At 32.1% G+C, this 21,486-nt stretch carries 21 protein-coding genes; 12 read left to right on the top strand and 9 right to left on the bottom strand.

Annotated features, from left to right (window positions below; all coding sequences use genetic code 11):
* Positions 1 to 10: 10 nt before the first annotated feature.
* Together Q1B37_RS07500 and pdxH are read left to right on the top strand one after the other, a co-directional pair.
* Positions 11 to 1,639 carry a S8/S53 family peptidase gene (locus Q1B37_RS07500; protein WP_299897363.1) on the top strand — a complete coding sequence of 543 codons (1,629 nt, stop codon included), beginning with the start codon at positions 11 to 13 and terminating at the stop codon, positions 1,637 to 1,639.
* A 93-nt stretch (positions 1,640 to 1,732) separates the two neighbouring features.
* Positions 1,733 to 2,383, top strand: coding sequence for a pyridoxamine 5'-phosphate oxidase (gene pdxH / locus Q1B37_RS07495; RefSeq protein ID WP_299897361.1), 651 nt, complete (start codon positions 1,733 to 1,735; stop codon positions 2,381 to 2,383).
* A 55-nt stretch (positions 2,384 to 2,438) separates the two neighbouring features.
* Here pdxH and Q1B37_RS07490 read toward each other — a convergent pair whose 3' ends face one another.
* A complete protein-coding gene (locus tag Q1B37_RS07490; RefSeq protein ID WP_299897359.1) occupies positions 2,439 to 4,619 on the bottom strand; it encodes an OmpA family protein in 2,181 nt (726 codons plus the stop codon).
* 394 nt (positions 4,620 to 5,013) lie between these two features.
* Between Q1B37_RS07490 and Q1B37_RS07485 the strand changes: the two genes are divergently transcribed.
* The 4 genes from Q1B37_RS07485 (at position 5,014) to Q1B37_RS07470 (ending at position 9,201) form a co-directional block, all read left to right on the top strand.
* Complete coding sequence (locus Q1B37_RS07485) at positions 5,014 to 5,499, top strand: histidine phosphatase family protein (protein ID WP_299897356.1); 486 nt, start codon at positions 5,014 to 5,016, stop codon at positions 5,497 to 5,499.
* Positions 5,500 to 7,605: a polyphosphate kinase 1 gene (ppk1, locus tag Q1B37_RS07480; RefSeq protein WP_299897353.1), complete on the top strand. Its 2,106-nt coding sequence runs from the start codon at positions 5,500 to 5,502 to the stop codon at positions 7,603 to 7,605. It abuts the gene before it with no gap.
* A 5-nt stretch (positions 7,606 to 7,610) separates the two neighbouring features.
* The gene (locus Q1B37_RS07475; RefSeq protein ID WP_299897350.1) at positions 7,611 to 8,510 is read left to right on the top strand and encodes an exopolyphosphatase; all 900 of its coding nucleotides are present in this window, start codon (positions 7,611 to 7,613) and stop codon (positions 8,508 to 8,510) included.
* Between the two features lie 136 nt (positions 8,511 to 8,646).
* Positions 8,647 to 9,201, top strand: coding sequence for a porin family protein (locus tag Q1B37_RS07470; RefSeq protein WP_299600924.1), 555 nt, complete (start codon positions 8,647 to 8,649; stop codon positions 9,199 to 9,201).
* Positions 9,202 to 9,266: 65 nt separating this feature from the next.
* Here Q1B37_RS07470 and Q1B37_RS07465 read toward each other — a convergent pair whose 3' ends face one another.
* Complete coding sequence (locus Q1B37_RS07465) at positions 9,267 to 9,917, bottom strand: Crp/Fnr family transcriptional regulator (RefSeq protein WP_299897347.1); 651 nt, start codon at positions 9,915 to 9,917, stop codon at positions 9,267 to 9,269.
* A 238-nt stretch (positions 9,918 to 10,155) separates the two neighbouring features.
* Here Q1B37_RS07465 and Q1B37_RS07460 point away from each other — a divergent pair, with 238 nt between their 5' ends.
* The 6 genes from Q1B37_RS07460 to Q1B37_RS07435 all read left to right on the top strand — a co-directional run bounded on the left by Q1B37_RS07460 (position 10,156) and on the right by Q1B37_RS07435 (position 15,821).
* Positions 10,156 to 10,701: a nuclear transport factor 2 family protein gene (locus tag Q1B37_RS07460; RefSeq protein ID WP_299897345.1), complete on the top strand. Its 546-nt coding sequence runs from the start codon at positions 10,156 to 10,158 to the stop codon at positions 10,699 to 10,701.
* Positions 10,702 to 10,912: 211 nt separating this feature from the next.
* Positions 10,913 to 12,193: a hypothetical protein gene (locus tag Q1B37_RS07455; protein WP_299897343.1), complete on the top strand. Its 1,281-nt coding sequence runs from the start codon at positions 10,913 to 10,915 to the stop codon at positions 12,191 to 12,193.
* Positions 12,194 to 12,199: 6 nt separating this feature from the next.
* Positions 12,200 to 12,472, top strand: coding sequence for a hypothetical protein (locus Q1B37_RS07450; protein WP_299600933.1), 273 nt, complete (start codon positions 12,200 to 12,202; stop codon positions 12,470 to 12,472).
* 161 nt (positions 12,473 to 12,633) lie between these two features.
* Positions 12,634 to 14,208 (top strand): class I adenylate-forming enzyme family protein, encoded by a 1,575-nt coding sequence (locus tag Q1B37_RS07445; protein WP_299897341.1) that lies wholly within the window; start codon positions 12,634 to 12,636, stop codon positions 14,206 to 14,208.
* Between the two features lie 2 nt (positions 14,209 to 14,210).
* A complete protein-coding gene (locus tag Q1B37_RS07440; protein WP_299897340.1) occupies positions 14,211 to 15,077 on the top strand; it encodes an alpha/beta hydrolase in 867 nt (288 codons plus the stop codon).
* Between the two features lie 18 nt (positions 15,078 to 15,095).
* Positions 15,096 to 15,821 carry a DUF6733 family protein gene (locus Q1B37_RS07435; RefSeq protein WP_299600942.1) on the top strand — a complete coding sequence of 242 codons (726 nt, stop codon included), beginning with the start codon at positions 15,096 to 15,098 and terminating at the stop codon, positions 15,819 to 15,821.
* Positions 15,822 to 15,884: 63 nt separating this feature from the next.
* On the opposite strand, the gene Q1B37_RS07430 is transcribed toward Q1B37_RS07435, so the two are convergent.
* The 7 genes from Q1B37_RS07430 to Q1B37_RS07400 form a co-directional block, all read right to left on the bottom strand.
* Entirely contained in the window at positions 15,885 to 16,466 is a 582-nt protein-coding gene (locus Q1B37_RS07430) for a tRNA-(ms[2]io[6]A)-hydroxylase (RefSeq protein WP_299602585.1), read from the bottom strand.
* A gap of 119 nt (positions 16,467 to 16,585) precedes the next feature.
* A complete protein-coding gene (locus Q1B37_RS07425) occupies positions 16,586 to 17,281 on the bottom strand; it encodes a hypothetical protein (RefSeq protein WP_299897338.1) in 696 nt (231 codons plus the stop codon).
* 9 nt (positions 17,282 to 17,290) lie between these two features.
* Positions 17,291 to 17,500, bottom strand: a complete 210-nt coding sequence (locus Q1B37_RS07420; protein ID WP_299600947.1) for a hypothetical protein — start codon at positions 17,498 to 17,500, stop codon at positions 17,291 to 17,293.
* A gap of 76 nt (positions 17,501 to 17,576) precedes the next feature.
* Positions 17,577 to 19,379 carry a DNA polymerase III subunit gamma/tau gene (locus tag Q1B37_RS07415; protein ID WP_299600949.1) on the bottom strand — a complete coding sequence of 601 codons (1,803 nt, stop codon included), beginning with the start codon at positions 19,377 to 19,379 and terminating at the stop codon, positions 17,577 to 17,579.
* Between the two features lie 118 nt (positions 19,380 to 19,497).
* On the bottom strand, positions 19,498 to 20,160 hold the full coding sequence (locus Q1B37_RS07410; RefSeq protein ID WP_299897336.1) for an SCO family protein: 663 nt from the start codon (positions 20,158 to 20,160) through the stop codon (positions 19,498 to 19,500).
* Positions 20,141 to 20,707 (bottom strand): hypothetical protein, encoded by a 567-nt coding sequence (locus tag Q1B37_RS07405; protein WP_299897334.1) that lies wholly within the window; start codon positions 20,705 to 20,707, stop codon positions 20,141 to 20,143. The genes Q1B37_RS07410 and Q1B37_RS07405 overlap by 20 nt, the downstream gene beginning before the upstream one ends.
* A complete protein-coding gene (locus Q1B37_RS07400; RefSeq protein WP_299897332.1) occupies positions 20,708 to 21,484 on the bottom strand; it encodes a YHYH protein in 777 nt (258 codons plus the stop codon).
* Positions 21,485 to 21,486: the final 2 nt, after the last annotated feature.

The following is a 21,486-nucleotide window of genomic DNA, read 5'->3' as shown; positions in this document are numbered from 1 at the left end:
AATCTAATTTATGAAAACCAATATCATCTTAATTTGTTGCCTATTTTTTTATTCAACCTTTACGATTAAAGCGCAAACAGCTAAATACGTTCCAGGAGAAATTCTTGTTAAGTTAAACGAAGAATACTCTGGTAAAAAGTTTGTTCAGGATTTTAAAAGGTCTAGTAGTCAGTTGAGTAATCCTGTTTTGGTGTCTAAATCATTAAACATTTGGAAGTTTAGTTTTGATGAAAATAAAACACCTATGAAAACTATTTTAAATAATGTTTCAAAAAATAGAAACACTCAAATAGTTCAGGTCAATCATATTATTACTAAAAGAGCTACTACTCCTAATGATGCTGAATTTGATAGACAATGGCAATATTTTCAAGCAAACGATAAGGATATAGATGCAGAAGAAGCTTGGGATATAACTACTGGTGGAACTACTGCTAATGGACATGAAATTGTAGTAGCAGTCATTGATGATGGAATTCAGTTTGATCATCCAGATATGAAAGATAATATTTGGATGAATATACAGGAAATTGCAGACAATGGTATTGATGATGATGGTAATGGATATATTGATGATGTAAAAGGATGGAATACAGCAACTAATGACGATAATGTTGGAGATTTAGGACATGGAACTCCCGTAAGTGGTATAATTGGTGCAAAAGGAAATAATGGTATTGGAGTAGCTGGTGTGAATTGGGATGTAAAGGTAATGGCTATTGATGGAGGAACAGGAGTAGAAGAAGAGGTGATTAGAGCATACTCTTATGCATTGGATAACAGAAAATTATACAATGAAACTAATGGAGCCAAAGGTGCTTTTGTTGTAGCTACTAATGCTTCCTGGGGAGTGGATTTTGGTCAACCAGCAGATGCTCCACTTTGGTGTGAATTATATGATACACTAGGTGAAAATGGGATATTAAATGCCGGCGCAACTATTAATGATGATCAAGATATTGATGTGGTAGGAGATTTGCCAACAGCTTGTCCAAGTGATTTTTTAATAACTGTAACCAATATGAATCAGAATGATGAGAAAGTACAGTTTGCAGGTTATGGTAAAACTACGATCGATTTAGGTGCTCATGGAGAAAATGCGTTTACGATTACTTCGGGAAGTGGTTATGGAGGATTTGGAGGTACTTCTGGTGCAACTCCACACGTAACAGGTGCTATAGCTTTACTATATTCTGCACCAAATACTTCTTTTGCAGAATTAGCTATTTCCGATCCTGAAGAAGCAGCTAGAAGGGTAAGAGGTTATATTTTGGATAATGTAGATCCAAATACTTCTATACAGGATATTACAACGACTGGTGGAAGGTTGAATTTGTTTAAAAGTTTACAGGCTTTAATGAATGATCAAACACTCTCTATAGATGAAGTGACTAGTCAGCCTAATGATGGAGTTTTCTTGTATCCAAACCCTGCGAGAGATATTATTACATTTGAATTACCTAATAATGTAAAAATAAAATCTGCGTCTATTTATACCAATACTGGGCAAATGGTGGAAAAATTAGAAAATAATGTAACATCTATAAACATTTCAAATCTTGCTAATGGATTATATATAGTACGCTATCAAATAGATGGAGCTAATTCTTTATATCACACAACATTGTTAAAAAGGTAGCTAATTATTTAGTGTTTATTTATAAATTTCTCATGCATTTTTAAAATCAAATTGTTTTACTTTTACAGTATTAATTATTGCGAATACTGTTAAATGAATAGAGATCTTACAGATTATAGAAAATCATACGATAAGAAAACTTTAGAGGAAGACACACTAGAGAAGTCTCCTTTTGTATTGTTTTCTACTTGGTTTAAAGAAGTTGAAGAGGCTGGAGGAGTAGAAGAAGCTAATGCAATGACCATTACCACCAATGGATTAGACGGTTTTCCGAAAGCAAGAATAGTTTTGTTAAAGCACTATGATGAAAAAGGTTTTGTGTTTTATACAAACTATGAATCCGAAAAAGGAAAAGCTATTGCTGCTAATAATAAGGTTTGTATTTCATTTTTTTGGCCTAATCTGGAAAGACAGGTTATAATTAAAGGAGAAGTTGCTAAAATATCGAATGAGAAAAGCAATGAATATTTTCAATCTAGGCCTCGCGGTAGCCAACTTGGAGCTTGGGCTTCTGAACAAAGTAATGTGATTTCGAATAGAGAAGTTCTCGAAAAAACACTAGCAAATTTAGAAGAAAAATATAAAGATACAATCATCCCAAAACCAGACTTTTGGGGTGGTTACTGTATAAAACCATTTTCTTTTGAGTTCTGGCAGGGTAGACCAAATCGTTTACATGATAGAATACGTTTTGAATCTGAGGATAACAATGACGAGTGGAAAATCGAAAGATTATCTCCTTAAAACATAAATAATCAAGAAAAACGGTATTTTGTTGCAGCGTAATTTTGTTAGGGTGTTAGTCCATAATAACAAAATTCGATCTTCTGTTTTTACGATACTCTTCTTCTTCACAATCTTGTCCATCAAGACAGTCGTTTACTGGCCTTGTCTCACCAAAACCTTGATAAGAAAGTATTCTGTTTTTGGAAATTTCCTGATCAACTAGGTATTTATAAATGGATTCCGCTCTTTTCTGAGATAAATCTAAGTTATAATCGTGATTTCCTCTACTATCAGAGTGAGTTTCAATTTTAATGATCATACTGGGATAATCCTCTTTCATTAATTTTACTACCTTATTTAGCTCTACTTCTGCCTTTTCTGTAATATCCCATTTGTCAAACTCGAAGTAAATTTCATTTAACTTAATAAGATCATTAATTGTTTTATCAAGCTTCATATCCGAACTCAATTGAGATGAAGGATCTTGATTAGAGTTTACGATATCGTTATCATTCAGACCTGTACTTTCGGTATTCTCAGATTTGTTTGCAGTATTAACTTCGACGATATTTTTCTCTAGATTCTTTGTTCTTGCAGCAAAATTAGCGTTAAAGTTAGGACAATTTAGTCCGCTCATATCCACTGCTAGTTTTATTTGGTAATAGTCAGGAAGATTACATTTATTAATGTGGTTATATCCTTTAGTATATTTTTTAGTTTCATTAAGAGACCCATTGAACTCAGCTATTACTGGTTGATCTTGCACAAGAACTTCTCCAGTTTCATTCAAAAGCTCACAAGTACTATTTACCTGTATTGCATATCTGATTTCAAAAGGTTCGCTATCCATTTTTACCATTTTATTAGGTACAGAAAAGCTTAGTGTTCGTGTAGGTTCATCATAAGAAACTTTAATTCTTTTAGAAGGAAGAACTACAGATTCTTTAGAAAAGACAACGTGTTCAGGAAGAATATCCTTTATAATCGTATTCTTAGCGTCATCGTTTCCATCGTTATGAATAGTTAGACTATAAACAATTTCTTGATCAGGTGCAATTACATCATTAGGAAATACAAAACTACCATCCGTATATCTAGATCTTTTAACGATCTGAATAGCAGGCTCATAGATTTCTACACTAAAAGCAACTGCCATAACGGAATACCCATCATTATCGGTTAGTAACCTGAAACTCGATTTAGTTTGATTATTACCAATAATACTGTTTCTTGGATTTTTAATTTCAAAAAGGTCAGCATCATATCCTAGAGTATTTTGACTAGCAGGAACTCTGGATGTAATATTTCGACCATTCTCAGTAATATTAGCATTAAAGAAATTGTTCATAGGATTGGTATTATCCGTAATTCCTTTATATTTATTAGTTTCATTAGATAAAACCTGAAAACGATCACCTCTGATACCTTTATCACCTTCATAAGAGATAACTCCTATCTTACCATGAACAGCTCCTTCTGGAATAGTTTGGAAATTATCGAATGAAAATTCTACTGGTTTTGCTTTAGAATCAATATTTACAAAACCATCATATACGTAAAAACGTTTTCTCGGCTTGGAGTTATCTTCGTAAATAACAACCATAGTCCAACCACCAGCAAGGCCATTACCTAAGGTCTCATCATCATTTACTTCTGATGTAGTCGCAGGAATATTAGCAACAGTATAAGTACCCATTGGATCTTGTAAACTTGTTACTTGATCAGTTATATCCTTGTAGCAAGAGTATTGTTTAAATAATGACTTGTCATCATTATAATAATCATGAATGATTTGAGCCCCAGTCAAATTAGTATATTCATTGCTTCCAGGGTATTTTATTTTAATGGAAGTAATATCATGTGCTCTTTCTTTATCAGCGTAAGATGCAGTCCAATATAAACCTACGTGTTTAATAGAAGCACAGCCAGAAGGAATATCTAGATCAGCACTACTAGAATTAAAGGTAGTATCGTCATTATCAATATCAATAAATCCCATTCTGAACTGATTGTTCAGACCACCATTATTATAGCTCTTATTTGGGTTGAAAGGATCCGTTCCGTCATCATTACTAACTTTACCAAGTATGGTGTTGGATACGAATTTGAAATCTCCTTTAATAGTAAATTCCGTTCTTTTTTCTAAAGGAACTTCTACCTGCCCAAAAATTGTTGAACAGTTTAATATTACAAAAGCAGCAAAAGCGCATTGTAATTTTAAGTCTAGTATTTTTGAAAGTCCAATTTTTTCCACTTTTCCTTTTTTAATCCCTGTTATATTTAACTTAAAACTTGATACTAAATTGTGTTTAATTACTAAGGGTAAACATCTTCATTATAAGGGGAAACCGTAGGTAAAGTTAAATTTTAACAACTTATTATGTAAGTAAAAACTGATCTTTTCGATATAAAATGTGGTTTTATCGATTAAATGCAGCTTATTAGTCTGCTCATTTTCATTGTTTTAAGGGAGTTTTTCGCAAATAGATCATTTTAGAGTAGCAGAATAAATCGAGTTTTTCCTATAATTTGTTTACCGCTTTTTTTAACAAAAAATATTTTTATGATAATATATGTAGAATTGTAAATGCTTATTCTTAAACTTGCGTATATGTAAATTTAGGCGGATATAATTTTTTGATTCAATCATGAAAACGTTATACATTATTAGACATGCAAAATCTTCTTGGGAATTTGATTTGGAAGATCATAAAAGACCATTGAATAAAAGAGGTTTAAAAGATGCTGAATCAATAGGTAAAGAGCTTAAAAGCCTTATGAAACCTATTGACAGGGTAATTAGCAGTGATGCCGTAAGAGCAAGAACAACAGCCGAGATTATTCTTGGCCACCTAGATATTGAGGAGGATATTTTTAATTTAGAACCCAAGCTTTATGACTTTAATGGCCATCAGGTTATAGAAGTGATAAAAAATTGTGAGAACCACATTAATACATTGGTAATTTTTGGTCATAATCATGCCTTTACTTCAATTGCTAATCTTTATGGAGATCAAATGATAGATAATTTGCCGACTGCAGGTGTGGTGGGTATTCAATTTGATATTGATAATTGGGCGGATATTAGCGTAGGAAAAAACATACTAACCTTATTTCCCAAAGATTTAAGATAAATGGAGGAAAATCAAGTAAATAGATATATAAATAGAGAATTAAGCTGGTTACAATTTAATGCAAGAGTATTACAGGAAGCATCGGATGATAGTGTTCCATTGTTAGAAAGACTTCGTTTTATCGGAATATTCTCAAATAACTTGGATGAATTCTTCAAAGTAAGATATGCTGCTATCAAAAGAATTGATCTCTCTGGTACTGATGGTAAAAATGTATTAAAAGGAATGACTGCCAGTGAACTTTTAGAACAAATAACTAAAATAGTAATTAAGCAGCAGTCAGAAAGTTTAAAAACGATTAATACGATTAGTGAAAGATTAAAAGATCATAACATCTTTATCATAAATGAAAATCAAGTTACTCCAGAGCAAGATAATTTTATACGTAGGTATTTTGTAGACAAGGTAAGTCCTGCTTTAGTAACTTATATTTTAAATGATTTAGATAAGTTTCCTCATCTTAAGGATAGTGTGGCTTACTTAGCAGTAAAATTGGTTTTGAAGGATACAGTGCCGAAAGAAGGCACCATATCTAAAATCTTACAACAAAAAACCAAAGAGAAAATCTATGCACTTATAGAGATTCCTAAAAATATGGACCGTTTCGTAGTGCTTCCAGAAAAAGATGGTAAAAAATATATCATAATTCTGGATGATTTGATACGGTATTGTATGCAAATTAACTTTAGTATTTTTAATTATATCAGTGCTTCTGCTCATATGATTAAAATTACAAGAGACGCGCAGTTAGATTTTGATAATGATTTTAGTAAGAGTTTTATTGAGAAAATTTCGAGTAGTGTAAAATCGAGAAGAGATGGAGAACCTGTAAGATTTGTATACGATAAAACAATAGATAAGGATACACTCAACTTCTTAATGGAAAAGATGGGTGTGGATAATACCGATAGCATTATACCTGGCGGTAGATATCATAACCGTCGGGATTATATGAATTTTCCAGATTTAGGAAAGAAAAGTCTTGTCTATCAGAAATTGGTGCCACTTACAATTCCTGGACTAAGTCTACAGGGAAGCTTACTCGATAAAATTGCGAAAAAAGACTTTTTACAGTATACACCGTATCATACTTTTTCATATACCGTAAAGTTTTTGCGTGAAGCAGCAATTGATCCAAAGGTAAAGACTATTAAGATCACGATTTATAGATTAGCAAGGATTTCTCATATTGCAAGTTCTCTCATCAATGCAGCAAAAAATGGTAAAAATGTAACGGTACAAATAGAATTGCAAGCACGATTCGACGAGCAGGCTAACATTAGATATGCAGAACAAATGCAGAGAGAAGGTGTTAATCTAATTTTTGGAGTTTCTGGTCTAAAAGTACATTGTAAAGCATGTGTAATAGAAAGAGAAGAAGAAGGAAAGTTAAAAAGATATGGCTTTATAAGTACTGGTAATTTTAATGAGTCCACAGCAAAAATATATACAGATTATACTTTATTTACTACTAACGAGGCAATCCTGAAAGAAACCAATAAGGTATTTAAGTTCTTTGATATTAATTATAAGGTAAGTAGGTATAAACATTTATTAGTGTCTCCTCATTATACACGAAGTGCTTTAACGAAATTAATTGATAATGAGATTAAGAACAGTAAAGTAGGCAAACCTTCAGGAATTAGATTGAAATTGAATAGTCTTAGCGATTATAGAATGATCGATAAACTTTATGAAGCGAGTAGAGCTGGTGTAAAAATCAATTTGATCGTAAGAGGTATTTGTTGCTTGATTCCTGGAATCGAAGGAATGAGCGAAAATATCGAAGCTATCAGTGTTGTGGATAAATTCCTAGAACATCCTAGACTATTGATTTTTGAAAATGGAGGAGATGCTAAGGTATATATTTCTTCTGCAGATTGGATGAGAAGAAACTTAGACAGAAGGGTCGAAATAAGTTGTCCTATTTATGATAAAGATATCAAAGAAGAATTAATTGATACCTTTGATATCTGTTGGAGTGATAATGTAAAAGGAAGAAAGCTTTCAGAAAATCAAGATAATAGGTATATTCGAAATGATAAAGAAAAGGTAAGATCCCAAATTGCCACTTATGACTATTATTTAAAAAAATTAGGAAATTAAATATTTTGTTGACTATAGAAAAATATGGAGCCATTGATATTGGTTCTAATGCGGTGAGATTGTTGATTAGTAGTGTCCACGAAGAAGAAGGAAAAAAGACACGATTTAAAAAAACTAGCCTTGTAAGAGTTCCTATTCGATTAGGAGCTGATGTTTTTTTAAATGGAAAAATTTCGGAAGAAAATATTGGTAGGATGTTAGATGCTATGCAGGCTTATCAACTTTTAATGAAAACTCATAAAGTAGTGCGTTATAAGGCTTGTGCTACTTCAGCAATGAGAGAAGCTAATAATGGTAAAGAGGTCGTAGATCTTATTAAGGAAAATACGGGAATACATATTGATATTATCGATGGCTCTAATGAAGCTGCGATTATTGCTATGACCGATCTCCATGATTTGATAAATTCTGATGCTACCTATCTTTATGTAGATGTAGGAGGAGGAAGTACAGAATTTACATTATATCATAATGGTAAGACAATTGATTCCAGATCTTTTAAATTAGGAACTGTTAGATTACTGAATAATGTAGTATCCGAAGATACTTGGAGCGAAGTTGAGAATTGGATTAAAAAGATCACTGCTGGATACACTCGGCTATCCCTTATAGGTTCTGGAGGAAATATTAATAATATTTTTAAGAATAGTGGAAAAAGTAACGGAAAACCCCTTTCCTTTTTGTATTTAAGTTCATATTATGATTTATTAAAATCATTGTCTTATGAAGAGAGAATCTGGGAATTAAATCTTAATCAAGATAGAGCGGATGTGATTCTTCCGGCAACTAGAATTTATTTGTCCGCAATGAAATGGAGTGGTGCTCAAGAAATATATGTGCCTAAAATTGGGCTTTCTGACGGTATTATTAAATATCTTTATAGTGAAAAATTAGAAGGTAAATAAAGTGTAGAACAACAAGTTTATTGGTATTTTATCTATTTTATGCCTTATTTTTTAGATTAAAAAACATCATTAATTTAAAAATTGCTTTTTTTGTTATAAATTGTACATATACCAAATATTAATAAATACTTATGCTATGAATAAAAAAATACTTTTAATTTTTGTATTATTAATTACTTGTATTACGATAAATGCCCAAGAATCGAAGTATGGAATTAGAATTGGAGCTAATTTAAGTTCTATAAGTTCTGATAATATTACTGGTGATTTGGATCAAAGTAGAATCGGAGTAGTAGTTGGTTTTCTTGCAGATTATAGGTTAACCAACAAATTAAGAATACAACCAGAACTTCAATATTCTGGACAAGGTAATAAAGATAGAGATCTTAGAGTAAATTATTTACAACTTCCTATTTTATTAAAATACAACATAACAGATGTTTTTAATGTTCAATTGGGACCACAAGCTGGTATTAAAATATGGGAGTGGGAAGATAACCAAGCAGACACGACAGATTTTGGCACCTTTGATTTTGCTGGAGTGATTGGTGTTGGTGCTAATATCACGGATAATTTTTTTGTTGATCTTAGGTATGCTTTAGGATTGGCAAATGTTTTTGACGAAGATGCTGGACTAAATATAGACGGTACGAGTCGCAATATTCAATTATCAGTAGGTTACAGGTTATAAAATAAGCTCTTTCCAATAAAATATTTAGAAGCTCACCAATTACATGGTGAGCTTTTTTATTAATATTAAAATGTTCCGTAATACTCAAAGAATTTTTTGGTCAGCGTTAATGTATTTTGATCCGATTTAATGAGTAGTTTACGTTTTAGTTTATTCATGATTTTATTAATGGTTACTCGCGTTACTCTTAAGTAATTAGACATTTCTTCTTGATTTAAAGGCATATTAATAATAATATTCTCCTGATGATCTAATTTATGATCAAACTTATCTTTAAACTCCATCAATACATTAAGAATTCTTTGTTCCGTATTTCTTAGATACAGCGTTTTAATTCTTCTTTCTAGTTCTATGTATTGATCTCCTAAGATTTTCAAAAAACCAATATTCTCTGATATTTTATCCTGTAACAGATTTTGTAAAATCATAATATCAAACTCTTGTATTTCTGTGTTGTTTTTTTGTGCTTCGCAGATATAATAAAAAGGAAAGCTGTCAATCATAGGTTTAGCTCCAAAATATTGACCAGAAGTTAGTAATAAAGGGATAGTTTCTTCTCCATTTTTAGTAATGCTGCTGATTTTTACAATCCCATTTTTTACATGGAATATTTTTTTGTAGAAGTAGGTTCCCTGAACAATGATTTCTTTTTTGCAGTAATGATTAGATTGTTTTTGATCCTTTGGGATCAAAGCGTTTAATGATGTAAGTGACATTGAATTAAGTTGGTTATTTAATTAAACAAATGTTAAAATTATGTCATATTAACATTGTAAAATGAATTTAATTGTAATTAATACATATTTCTTTTGAGGTTAATATGTCGTTTTAAGAGATTCATAATTAAAATAAAGTAGAATTAGTGTTAGAAAATTTATACCAAAGTAGCAGACCCTATACTAATTTCGAGTTGTATAAAAACACAAATAATAACTCTTAAAACCATTTAAAATCATGAACTCAATTCATTTAAAACGGGGATTTATTCTCATGCTACTTGGAGTATTGACTACAGTAATCTATTCATTTGCAAAAAATGATATATCTGAAGTAGTTAAGATCGAATACAAAGAATCTGTAGTAAGCTATTTTGGAGATGAAACAGTAACCAAAAAGGACCTTTTAAAAGAAGCAAAACTTATTGATATCGCAGATCGACGATTCGAAACAAAGTGGAGAAATAAAGATCCAAAAGGTATCTCTGAAGAATACACTACTTCTGGAGCTGTATTTATGAAACCAGGAGTAAAACCAAGAATTGGAAGATCACAAATTGAACAAGAATTTGCAACAAGCGTTAAATCTGTAGATAAAGTAGAATTTTTTCAGGATGAGCTACAGTTTTTCGGAGGAATGGATGTTGCTTTTCAACGATGTCATATGTTAGGGTATGTGGATACAGAAAATAAACCCATATTCGAAGGGTCTTATGTAATTCTATGGAAAAAAGAAAATGGAGAATGGCTTATAGAATATGATATGTTTAATTCCGATAAATAGTCATTTTCTTAAATCTATTTGTAATTACAAAGCTTTGTATATAAGTAATTGTAATTCATAATATCACACTTATAACTAAAGCAGGACTAGACTAATACGATTTCTACTAGAGTCTTGCATAACTTTAATTGTTTAGAATAGAATCGCTTAAAAACGATGGGTCCTATTATCGTAAAGGAATTTTCTATTCGAGCAATAAACACACACACAAATGAAAATACATAATTCAGCAATAGTATCTATTGCTAAAGAATATGGTACTCCATCGTATATTTATGATGGAGATCAATTAGTGAAAAATTATAAAAATCTCGTAAATGCGTTACCAAAATTTGTAGATGTATTTTATGCATTGAAAGTAAATCCGAATGTTTCACTTGTTCGATTATTAAGAAATCACGGAGCATGTACTGAGGTGTGCTCCATCACCGAAATGGAAATAGCACTAAAAGCTGGTGCTACGCCAGAAGATATTATCTATTTAGGTCCTTGTAAGAAAGACTATGAACTTAAAAGAGCAATATCACTAAATATATTTGCTATTGTTGTAGAATCCGAAATCGAATTAGAAAGGATTTCAAATTTTTCAAAAGATTTAGGAGTAGTAGCTAATGTAGCTATTCGGATAAATCCAGACTTTTCTGCCGAAGGATCACCATGGAAAATGGGAGGAAGACCTACACACTTCGGAATTGAAGAACAACATGCCATACAAAACTTTCGAGAGTATTTGAACACTCCAAATGTAAATGTGAAAGGAATTCACGTGTATAATGGAACTAATATTTTAGAAGCTTCTTCAGTATACGAAAACACAAAATACATCCTAGGATTATATGATAAAATTGTGCAGATGTATAACTGCAAATTTACTATGGTTGACGTGGGTGGAGGAATGGGTGTTCCGTATTTTAATAACCAGAAGGAACTAGATATTGAAGAATTTAAGGCATTAATGGTTCCGTTATTCTCTAAATTCAATCAAAAATATCCAGATACACGCATTATTATGGAATCTGGAAGATTTATAGCGGGAACAGCAGGCTATCTGGCTGTTACTGTTAATAATATAAAAGTAAATCATGGAAAAACATTTTTAGTTACCGATGGAGGTACAAACTGTCATTCTGCAGCAGCAGGTTCTGGACGTGTCGTGAAAAGAAATTTTCCAATGCAAAATATTTCAGCGTCGAAGGACAGTACAAATAAGGTATATCAAGTATCAGGACCTTTGTGTAGCCCAGATGATATCATTGGTAGAAATATGGAATTAAAAGAGGCAAAAGTTTCAGATGTTCTTTTGGTAGCATTTTCTGGGGCATATGGCCCAAGTTCTTCTCCAGGACTTTTTCATAGTCATGGTTTTCCCTCCGAAGTACTCATGTATCAAGATAAATCATATTTGATTAGAGAAAGCGATACTACTTCGGATATTATGAGTAAACAAATAATGGTAGATGTTCAGCATCACGATGAATTAATTTTAAACTAGGTAGAAATGAATACAGATATAATTTTAGATACTATAAAAAATGGACTTATAGATAGTATACCTAATATTACAAAAGATCAAATTGTTATGGATGCTCATCTTAAAAATGATCTAGGTATAGACTCATTGTCATCTATGTTTTTTCTGACTTTTTTAGAAGATAATATTCAGGGGTTTGAAGTGAATGCAGATACCATAGAAGCCAAGCATTTTAATACGCTAAAATCAATATTTGAATATGTATTGAATGAAATGAAAATACCTGTGTCTGCTATTTAAAAGAAGATACAATTAACGCCTTTTCATAGACTATCTTATATTATTAATTATTTATATATAGAGAACAATTAAGGCTTTTAGTATGATTAGATATTAGAAGCCTTGATTAATCTTCTTTCTTTATATAACATCACAAATCTTACAAAACAATGATACCAAAAATGCAAAATTTCTTGGAAGAATCAGTACGTCTGTTTCCTAACAAGGCAGCTGTAGTCACCGGGAAAAACATATATACTTTTTCTGATGTAGAACGTCAATCAGATTCATTAGCAATTTATCTTCAAAGTGTTGGGGTAAAAAGGGGAGATAGAATTGTACTACAGTTAGGAAATACGATCGAAGCGGTTATTTCATTCTGGGCAGTTCTTAAAGTTGGAGCTATTGTTATTCCAGTAGGAACAGAATTGAAATCAAACAAGTTAGAATATATTCTTGATAATTCTGGTGCTATAGTTTTTATTTCAGCAAAAGACACCATTTTATTACACAAAAATATCATAGCGAAATCTAAACTTACAAAAGTTATCGTAGTGGATAGAGATGATCAACTCAAAGAAGATTTGTTCGTGGATTATTTCGATACGTTAAAGAATCATCATTCGACATTAAAGCCTTCAGGTTTAATAAGTATCGATCTAGCGGCCATTATATATACTTCTGGTTCTACAGGAGAACCTAAAGGTGTAATGCTATCACATGAAAATATGATCGCTGCTACAAATTCTTTAAATAGTTATCTTAATTATCAAAAACATGACAAAGTGTTATGTGCACTACCATTATCTTTTGATTACGGTCTATATCAGATGATCATGTGTATTTCTAAAGGAGCAACCTTGCTTTTAGAGAAAGAATCTTCTTGGCCTATATTTTTATTAAAAACTATAGAAAAAGAGAAGGCAACTATTTTGCCTGCAGTTCCTACTATGATTATGCTATTACACGAACAAAGTAAGAAATACAACTTTGATCTTTCGAGTGTTAGAACAGTAACAAATACAGGAGCAGCGTTGTTGCCTAGTAATATTCAGATGATCAAAAAACTATTTATCAAGGCAGATATATTCTCTATGTATGGACTTACCGAGTGCAAAAGATGCACGTATTTACCTCCTAAAGAGATTGATACAAAACCAAATAGTGTAGGAATTGCAATTCCTAATACTGAGTTATGGGTTGTAGATGAAAAAGGGAATAGAATTCTTACACCAAATACCGTAGGGCAATTGGTAATAAGAGGAGCAACCGTAATGCAAGGTTATTGGAAAAAACCAGAGAAAACATCAGAAAAACTAAAACCAGGAATATATCCTGGCGAAAGAATATTATACACTGGAGATTACTGTTGCATTGATGAGAACGGATACCTCTATTTTAAGGGCAGAATGGATCACATGATCAACTCTAGAGGGATTAAAGTGAGTCCAAAAGAGGTTGAAGATTATCTAAATACAATCTCAGGTGTTCATTCGGCAGTAGTAACTGGAGTCCCTCATGAAGATTATGGAGAAGCGCTTTTTGCTTTTGTCGTGTTGGAAGAAGGTTCCTTAGTTTCTGAAAATGATATCTTAATTCAATGTAAAGAAGGCCTAGAGATTTATAAGGTTCCAGAGTATCTTAAAATTATTAAATCGATACCTAAAACACCAAATGGCAAATTCAATGTAATTGAATTAAAAAATAGAGCATTGCAGCTTTTAAAAGAAGAGCATATTAATTCTTCGGTGATTTAATTATGGAATTAACATTTGACTTAGGAGACTTAACACTTAAGGCGAAGGCTTGGGGTAATTCTAATAACCCTCCGATTTTAGGAATTCATGGTTGGTTAGATAATGCGAATACTTTTGATAGTATCGCGCCATTAATTTCAAAGGATAAATATTTTATTGCCATTGACATTGCTGGACATGGCTTATCAGATCATAGACCTGAAAATAGCTCATATTTCTTGTGGGATTATGCAAAGGATTTACTTGGTGTTATCGATATATTAGGATGGGAAAAGATTTCAATTCTTGCTCATTCCATGGGTACAGGTATCGCTAGTATTATGGCTGGAGCGATGCCTGAGCTTGTAGATAAACTAATATTTGTTGATGGTCTTGGAGCCCCATTTGTTTTGGAAGATAGTAATGTAGTAGACAATTTTAGAAAATCTATTAAACAACGAAAGATGGCTAAGAAAACCAAATTGTATGGGTTTTCTTCAATTGATGTTCCACAATTTGCTACAAAAGAAGAAGCTATTAAAGATAGGATGAAGAGTAATTTTGGAAATATCTCATATCGATCTTCTGCTTCTTTGATAGAACGCTCCTTGCAAAAAATATCTAATGGATATCGGTGGCGATATGATGCTCGTATAGCCTTACCGGAAATCTATAAAATGACAGAGCATCAAGCACAGCTGTTTATTGACAAAATTAGCTCCGAAGTATTAATATTACTGGGAGAACAAGGACTCTTCGCCGAAGGATTGTTTCATAAAAGACTTCAAAGATTCAAAAAGAAACAGTTGCATTGGTTGCCAGGAGGACATCATCTACACTTAGAAGAACAGCATGAAGAAATCGCTGTTCTAATTAATCAATTTTTATAATCAAAATACACATTAATCATGAAAAACCTTATACTAAAGTTTTTAGTACTGCTATTTGCTACTCATATATTACAAGCTCAAGAATTAGAGAGTGAAAATAAAACAACTTTCGCAACAAAAATTATTCATAATAGTGTTGCTGGATTTTATCCAATTTTCTTCGGGAATTTTGAAACTAGTAAAAATTATGATATTACATTTTACACTATTTTTTGGACAAATCCTGCGTTTGGGAACTTAGAATCAGGAAGTGATTTATTGTTAGAAACATCTGTAGGATTGGGTTTCAAACTATTTGATAAATCATTATATATTAATCCTTCTTTCGGAATTACTAGCGGAAAGTTCTCTTCTAATAGTACAGGAACTAAGATTGCAGAAGGTGTTGTGCCAAGTATCTATGTGAATTACCAAAAAAGGTTTCTGGATTTCGAGGGGTATATAGCTTATTATAAATCTATTCGCGAAGATGATGACATCATCACCAAAGATTATTTATTGAATTGGATGGCACCAGGAATTAATGTAAGTAAGCGAGTTGTTTTGGGAGCTTTCTACGAGTCGTTCGGTATCACAAGACAAGAAGATGGAGATCCTTTGTTGGTTTATCAATGGTTAGGAGGTTCTATTAAACTGAAATTCGATAAAGGAATTGCTTTTAGGATATCTGCGGGAGCAACATTAAATACAGATGCAGGAACATCAGATGAGTTCTATAAGGTATCCGCTTTTATTCCTTTATAATAATATGGGTTGAATTAAATACACAGAAATAACGATATTTCTGTGTATTTAAGTGAATTATCTTTATCCGTGAATAGTTTCTTTTTTGCTTAAAGATTGCATGATCTCTGCTTCGAATTCTAATAAATCTTGCCATTTTTGATCCACTTCCTTGCGATCACCATATTGTCGAGCAAAATTTAAAAACATAGTATAGTGATTTGCTTCACTTACCATAAGATCTCTATAAAACTTTGCGAGTTCTTGATCTTCTAATTCTTCGGATAAGAGTTTAAAGCGTTCACAACTTCTTGCTTCTATAAGCGCTGCATATAGCAATCGGTGTACTAATTGAGTGGTTCTGCTGCCTCCTTTTGGAAAAAAAGTAACCAACTGTATTACATAATCATCTTTTCTATCTCTACCTAAAGTCCATCCTCTAGCAATAATTTTATCATGAACCATTTTAAAATGGCTAATTTCTTCTTTTACCAATTTAGTCATTTCCTGAACTAGTTCTGTATATTCAGGAAAACTAACGATAAGAGATATTGCCGTAGATGTTGCTTTTTGCTCACAATAAGCGTGATCAGTGAGTATTTCTTCAATGTTCTTTTCTACGATGTTTACCCATCGTGGATCTGTAGGAAGCTTTAATCCAAGCATGCTATTTCTTTTTTACTATACATTTTTCTTTTCAGAGGACTAAGATACTGCTTTAAAATAGAGAAGTAATTAAAAGCCTGAATATTATTCATTCAGGCTTTTGATTGTATTAAAAAGTATTAATTCTTTTCTTTTTCTGAAGTAAGCTTTACAAGTTTTTCTTCTCCTTTTGTGATACCAGATTTAACTTTTTCCATTTTCTCTTCATACTTTTTTAATCGTTCTTCGGCTTTTGCTACTTTTTCCATTTTAGCAGTATATTCTTCTTCTGTAATCTTTCCCGCTTCTTTTTTAGCAAGCAAACGATCTTTTGTTTTTTGAATTTTATCCACACCTTTTACTTTGCGATCTTCAAGATTAGATAAACGATCTTTCTTGTTTTCAATTCTTGTTTGTACCGCATTGGCTTTTTCATTCTTAAACGAAGCACGTTTCTCTTTTAATTCTTTTCTTTGTTCTTTAGTCGCTTCTTTATAAGCATCCATTTTTTCTTTAAGCTCAGGGTGTTCTGCTAAATATGCTTTTTTTTCTTCAGCTGTCATTCCCTTCATTTTTTCGCGATGCTCGCCTAAAATTTCTTTTCTACCTTCTTTCAGTTCTTTTTTAGCCTCTTTAATTTCTTGCTTTTTCTCCTTCATTTCTTCTTTCATCTCCTTCCGTTTCTCCTTCATCTCTTTGCGCTTTTCTTTCATTTCCTCTTTCTTCTGCATTTTCTTTTCTTTCAGGTCTTTAGCAGGTTTTTCAGCTTTTTGAGCATTGGTAATTCCGATGCATCCAACTAATAATGCGATAAATATATATTTTGAAAATTTCATTGTGTTTTTTTATAGGTTATCTAATTCGTTTAAAGCATTTTCTAATTCTTCTGCTTCTTTTTCTAAAGATTCAAAATCTTTATCAATTTCAGTAGCTACAGCTTCAATTTCATTATTTAATTCTTCTGTTTTTTTTGCTTCTTCTTCCTGAGCTTTTTTGTCAGTGCAGGCCACCATAAAGAATGGAATTACCAAAAGGAATAAAAGATGTTTTTTCATAATTAAAATTATTTAGGTTAGTGTATTAAAGATACCCAATTTTTTAATTACGAATATAAATTTGAAAAGGGATATTTTAGATATCTAAATCAAAATCAGATCTTAATTTATCGATAAGAGGATTCTTTTCTCGAAGTTTGGCATATTTATCCTGTGGAGTGAAAGCATATTTTTTTGAAGCTTCTTCGTTTACATGGATATCAAGAGCAATACTATAATTATTTAGTTTTTTATATAGAAACTGAAACAATCCAGGTAGCGCACTTTCCATATCGGCTTTCATGGAATGGTTTGGTAGTTCTAAATAAATCTTACCGTCATTCAATGTGGGTATATTCATCGCAAACATAGATCCAATGATACGCTCTCCTTTTTTATCTTGCATTTTACCGTATTCTTCCCAACATTTTTGCATTTGAGCTTCTGTAAAATCGTCGCTAGGTAGATTTTTAGGATCAACAATGGTATCTACTTTTTTCTCTTCGTGTTCCTTTTTCTTCTTTATACTGCTTAGAGATAAACCAGAAGTTCCTCTTTGTCTTGGTTTTACTAGAGGTTTACTTTGGGATGTAGTATGACTAGTAACTTCTTTTGGTTCTGCAACCGCATTGTCCGTTGTAGTGTTATTTGAAGTATTAGCAATAGGTATTTCGGCTACTTCCTTTGTAATTGTTGGAGCAGGAGTATGATCTACATTAGTTAAAGATTGCTTATCATCTGCTTTTTGTTTTTGTTCCTGTGAGATTTTTACAGGTTGAATGCCTTTTTCCTTAAAATAACTAGGAGGGATTATGTAAGGTTGGTCATTTTTTTTTTCTCCGTCTTTAGTAAGTACAGAGGCAAGTTGCATTAGGCAAAGTTCAACGAGTAATCGTTGATTTCGACTCGTTTTATATTTCAGATCACAATCATTTGCCAGTTCAATCCCTCTAATAAGAAATGGGTGAGGAGACTTCTGTGATTGCTCTAGATATTTAGCCTTGGTTTGCTCTCCAACTTCTAACAAATTAATAGTTGCTTGATTTTTACAAACTAAGAGATCTCTAAAGTGCGAAGCTAGTCCCGCAATAAAATGATGTCCATCAAAACCTTTGGATAGAATTTCATTAAATTCTAGTAATAACTGCGGAATGTTATTTTCTAAAATTAGATCTGTAGTTCTAAAATAAGTTTCATAATCTAAAACATTCAGGTTCTCAGTAACCGCTTGACGGGTTAGATTTTTACCACTAAAACTAACAACTCGATCAAATATTGATAATGCATCTCGCATAGCACCATCCGCTTTTTGTGCTATAATCTGCAGAGCATCTTCATCGGCGACAATACCTTCTTGTTCCGCAACCTGCATCAAATGTAGCTTTGCATCAGTAACCGTAATTCTTTTAAAATCAAAAATCTGACACCTGGAAAGGATGGTAGGAATGATTTTATGCTTTTCGGTGGTAGCTAATATAAAAATAGCATGCTTAGGAGGTTCTTCTAACGTCTTAAGAAAAGCATTAAAAGCAGCCTGAGAAAGCATATGAACCTCATCGATAATATAAACTTTATAAGTTCCTACCTGAGGAGGTATTCTAACTTGATCGATGAGATTACGAATATCATCCACTGAGTTATTGGATGCAGCATCTAGCTCAAAAATATTAAAAGCGAAATCTTCATCAGGATTTTCATGTCCTTGTTGATTGATAGTTTTCGCTAATATTCTGGCACATGAAGTTTTACCAACACCTCGAGGACCTGTGAACAATAAAGCTTGTGCAAGATGATTATTCTCTATAGCATTTAGCAACGTATTGGTAATAGCCTGTTGACCCACAACATCCTTAAACGTTTGGGGTCTGTATTTACGAGCTGATACTATAAAATGTTCCATCGCTACAAAGTTAAAAATAGATTGGAAATAGGATATTGAAGATACTTTTTTTTACTCGGTAGTTATTAACAACGTCGAGTTTGTAACATCCATATGAGTTTTATCATTCTTAAAACATCTATAGATCGCTTTCCTTTTTAAGCATTTCGATATGTCTTATTAGTCTTTTTATTTCTAAGGAGATCGTTCCATTATAAACACCTCTTATTCTTCCTTTTGGATCTACCAAAATAAAGTTCTCAGTATGAATGAATGCGTTTTCGTCCTTGGTTTTTACAAAATCTTCGTCTGCGAAATAGGAAGTTCTAGCTAAATCATAAATCATTTCTTTATCTCCAGTAACTAAATTCCATTTACCAGATATAATATCATTTTTGATAGCATAATCTTTCAGAACTTCGACAGAATCTCTTGTGGGCATCACTGTATGAGATAATAATTTAATGGAATCGTCATGCAAATATTTCTCTTGTAACACTGACATGCTTTTTTCTAATTTGGGACATATTCCAGGACAAGTAGCAAAAAAGAAATCTGCAACATATATCTTTCCATTATAGGTTTCGTTGGTAATTACATCTCCATCCTGATTTGTCAGTTTAAAAGGAGCAATTTTATGAATTCTAGTATATTCAGGTGATCCAACAGCAATCCACTCTGGAGTAAATACAGCGGAATTAAAAAAAGGGAGGCTTTGTTTTTCAATATCTGTATTACAGGAAAATGCCGTTAAAACAACGAAAATAACGGTAAAAAATAACTTATTTGTAGGTTTCATCATTGGTACTAACGGTATAACATTTTTTTAATCCTATAAGCCCATAACGTTCTCCATTTTTGGCAACGTAGTTTGCTCTGATTTTTCCATTGGATGACCACATTTTCTGGGAACCATCTTCTTTACCATTTATAAAGTGAAATACTTTAGACTGCTGGCCGTTTTGATACCATTCAGCTACTTTACCATGATATTCACCTTGATTGTTAAATTCATATTGAAATTTTAATTGACCGTTTTTCCACCATCCTTTATGAGTATCCGTTTTCTTTCCATGCTGATAAAATCTCTTTTCTGCTAGGGTAGTATTGTCATATGTTTTTATTTCTTCTCCATGTTTTTTACCTGCTAAATAAGAAATCTTAGTAGTGATTTTATAGACAGAATCCGAAGAAGTTATAATTCCTGAAAAAGGAGTGCCCTTATATTGTAAAACACCATTTTGTAATAAAAAATCTCTAGAATTATAGGTTACATCGAGATCAGATTTTTTCTCCTTACTACAGCCAAATGATATAAATAATACTAAATAAAAAAGAAGTTTATTCATCTACTGACTAATATTTCCAGGAGTTCCAAAATATCCATTTCCATTAATATATGGATCGTCTAAGGTAATATGATAATGATATATTCCGTCTGGAAAATCTGTGGTAGTATGTGTATGTCCGTGATATTCATCTAAATCATCACTAGTAACCATCACGTTATTTTCCTCTGGTCCATATACAGGGAATCCGTCCGCTAATAATCCTAAAAAAGATGATCTTCCTAAGGTATTGGTTAAAAATAAAGGTTCAATATGATAATGATAAAGGCTGCCTCCAGTTGGGTGACCTGCGAATTGATCAAAGGAATTGATCTCATCTGTTAAAGGTTGATTATCTGGTCCCGCATATTGATTGAAAAAAACAACTCCATTAACAGAAATTCCTATCGGTCCCAATCTTGTAGCTTCTTTTACTTCTGCTTCTTCGGGTCTTCTGGGTATTCTGAACACAATATTTTGAGAACTTATCAAGTTCGGATTTAAATTAAAATCAGGGTTTGTTCCATTATACGCTTCGTACATAGGATGACTTTCACCCCAATATGGGCTTGTATGATTGGGTACACCATTAGTGGTAAATTCTATAAAATCGTCTTCGATGACATAGGATACTCCATCTATATTATCAAACATTGATACGATAGAAGATATATCAGCACTTGAGTTTACAGGAGGATTATCTGTGTTATCATTATTTGTATTATTACTATCGTCAGATGAACAGCTTAAGAACAGTAGGAGAACGATAAGGAAGAAAAAGGGTATGTTATTTTTCATAG

Origin of the sequence: uncultured Aquimarina sp. (assembly GCF_947492965.1) — a bacterium.
Taxonomy (GTDB): Bacteria; Bacteroidota; Bacteroidia; order Flavobacteriales; family Flavobacteriaceae; genus Aquimarina.
Note: the sequence above shows the minus strand (reverse complement) of the source record. Positions and strands in the feature narration are given on the sequence as shown.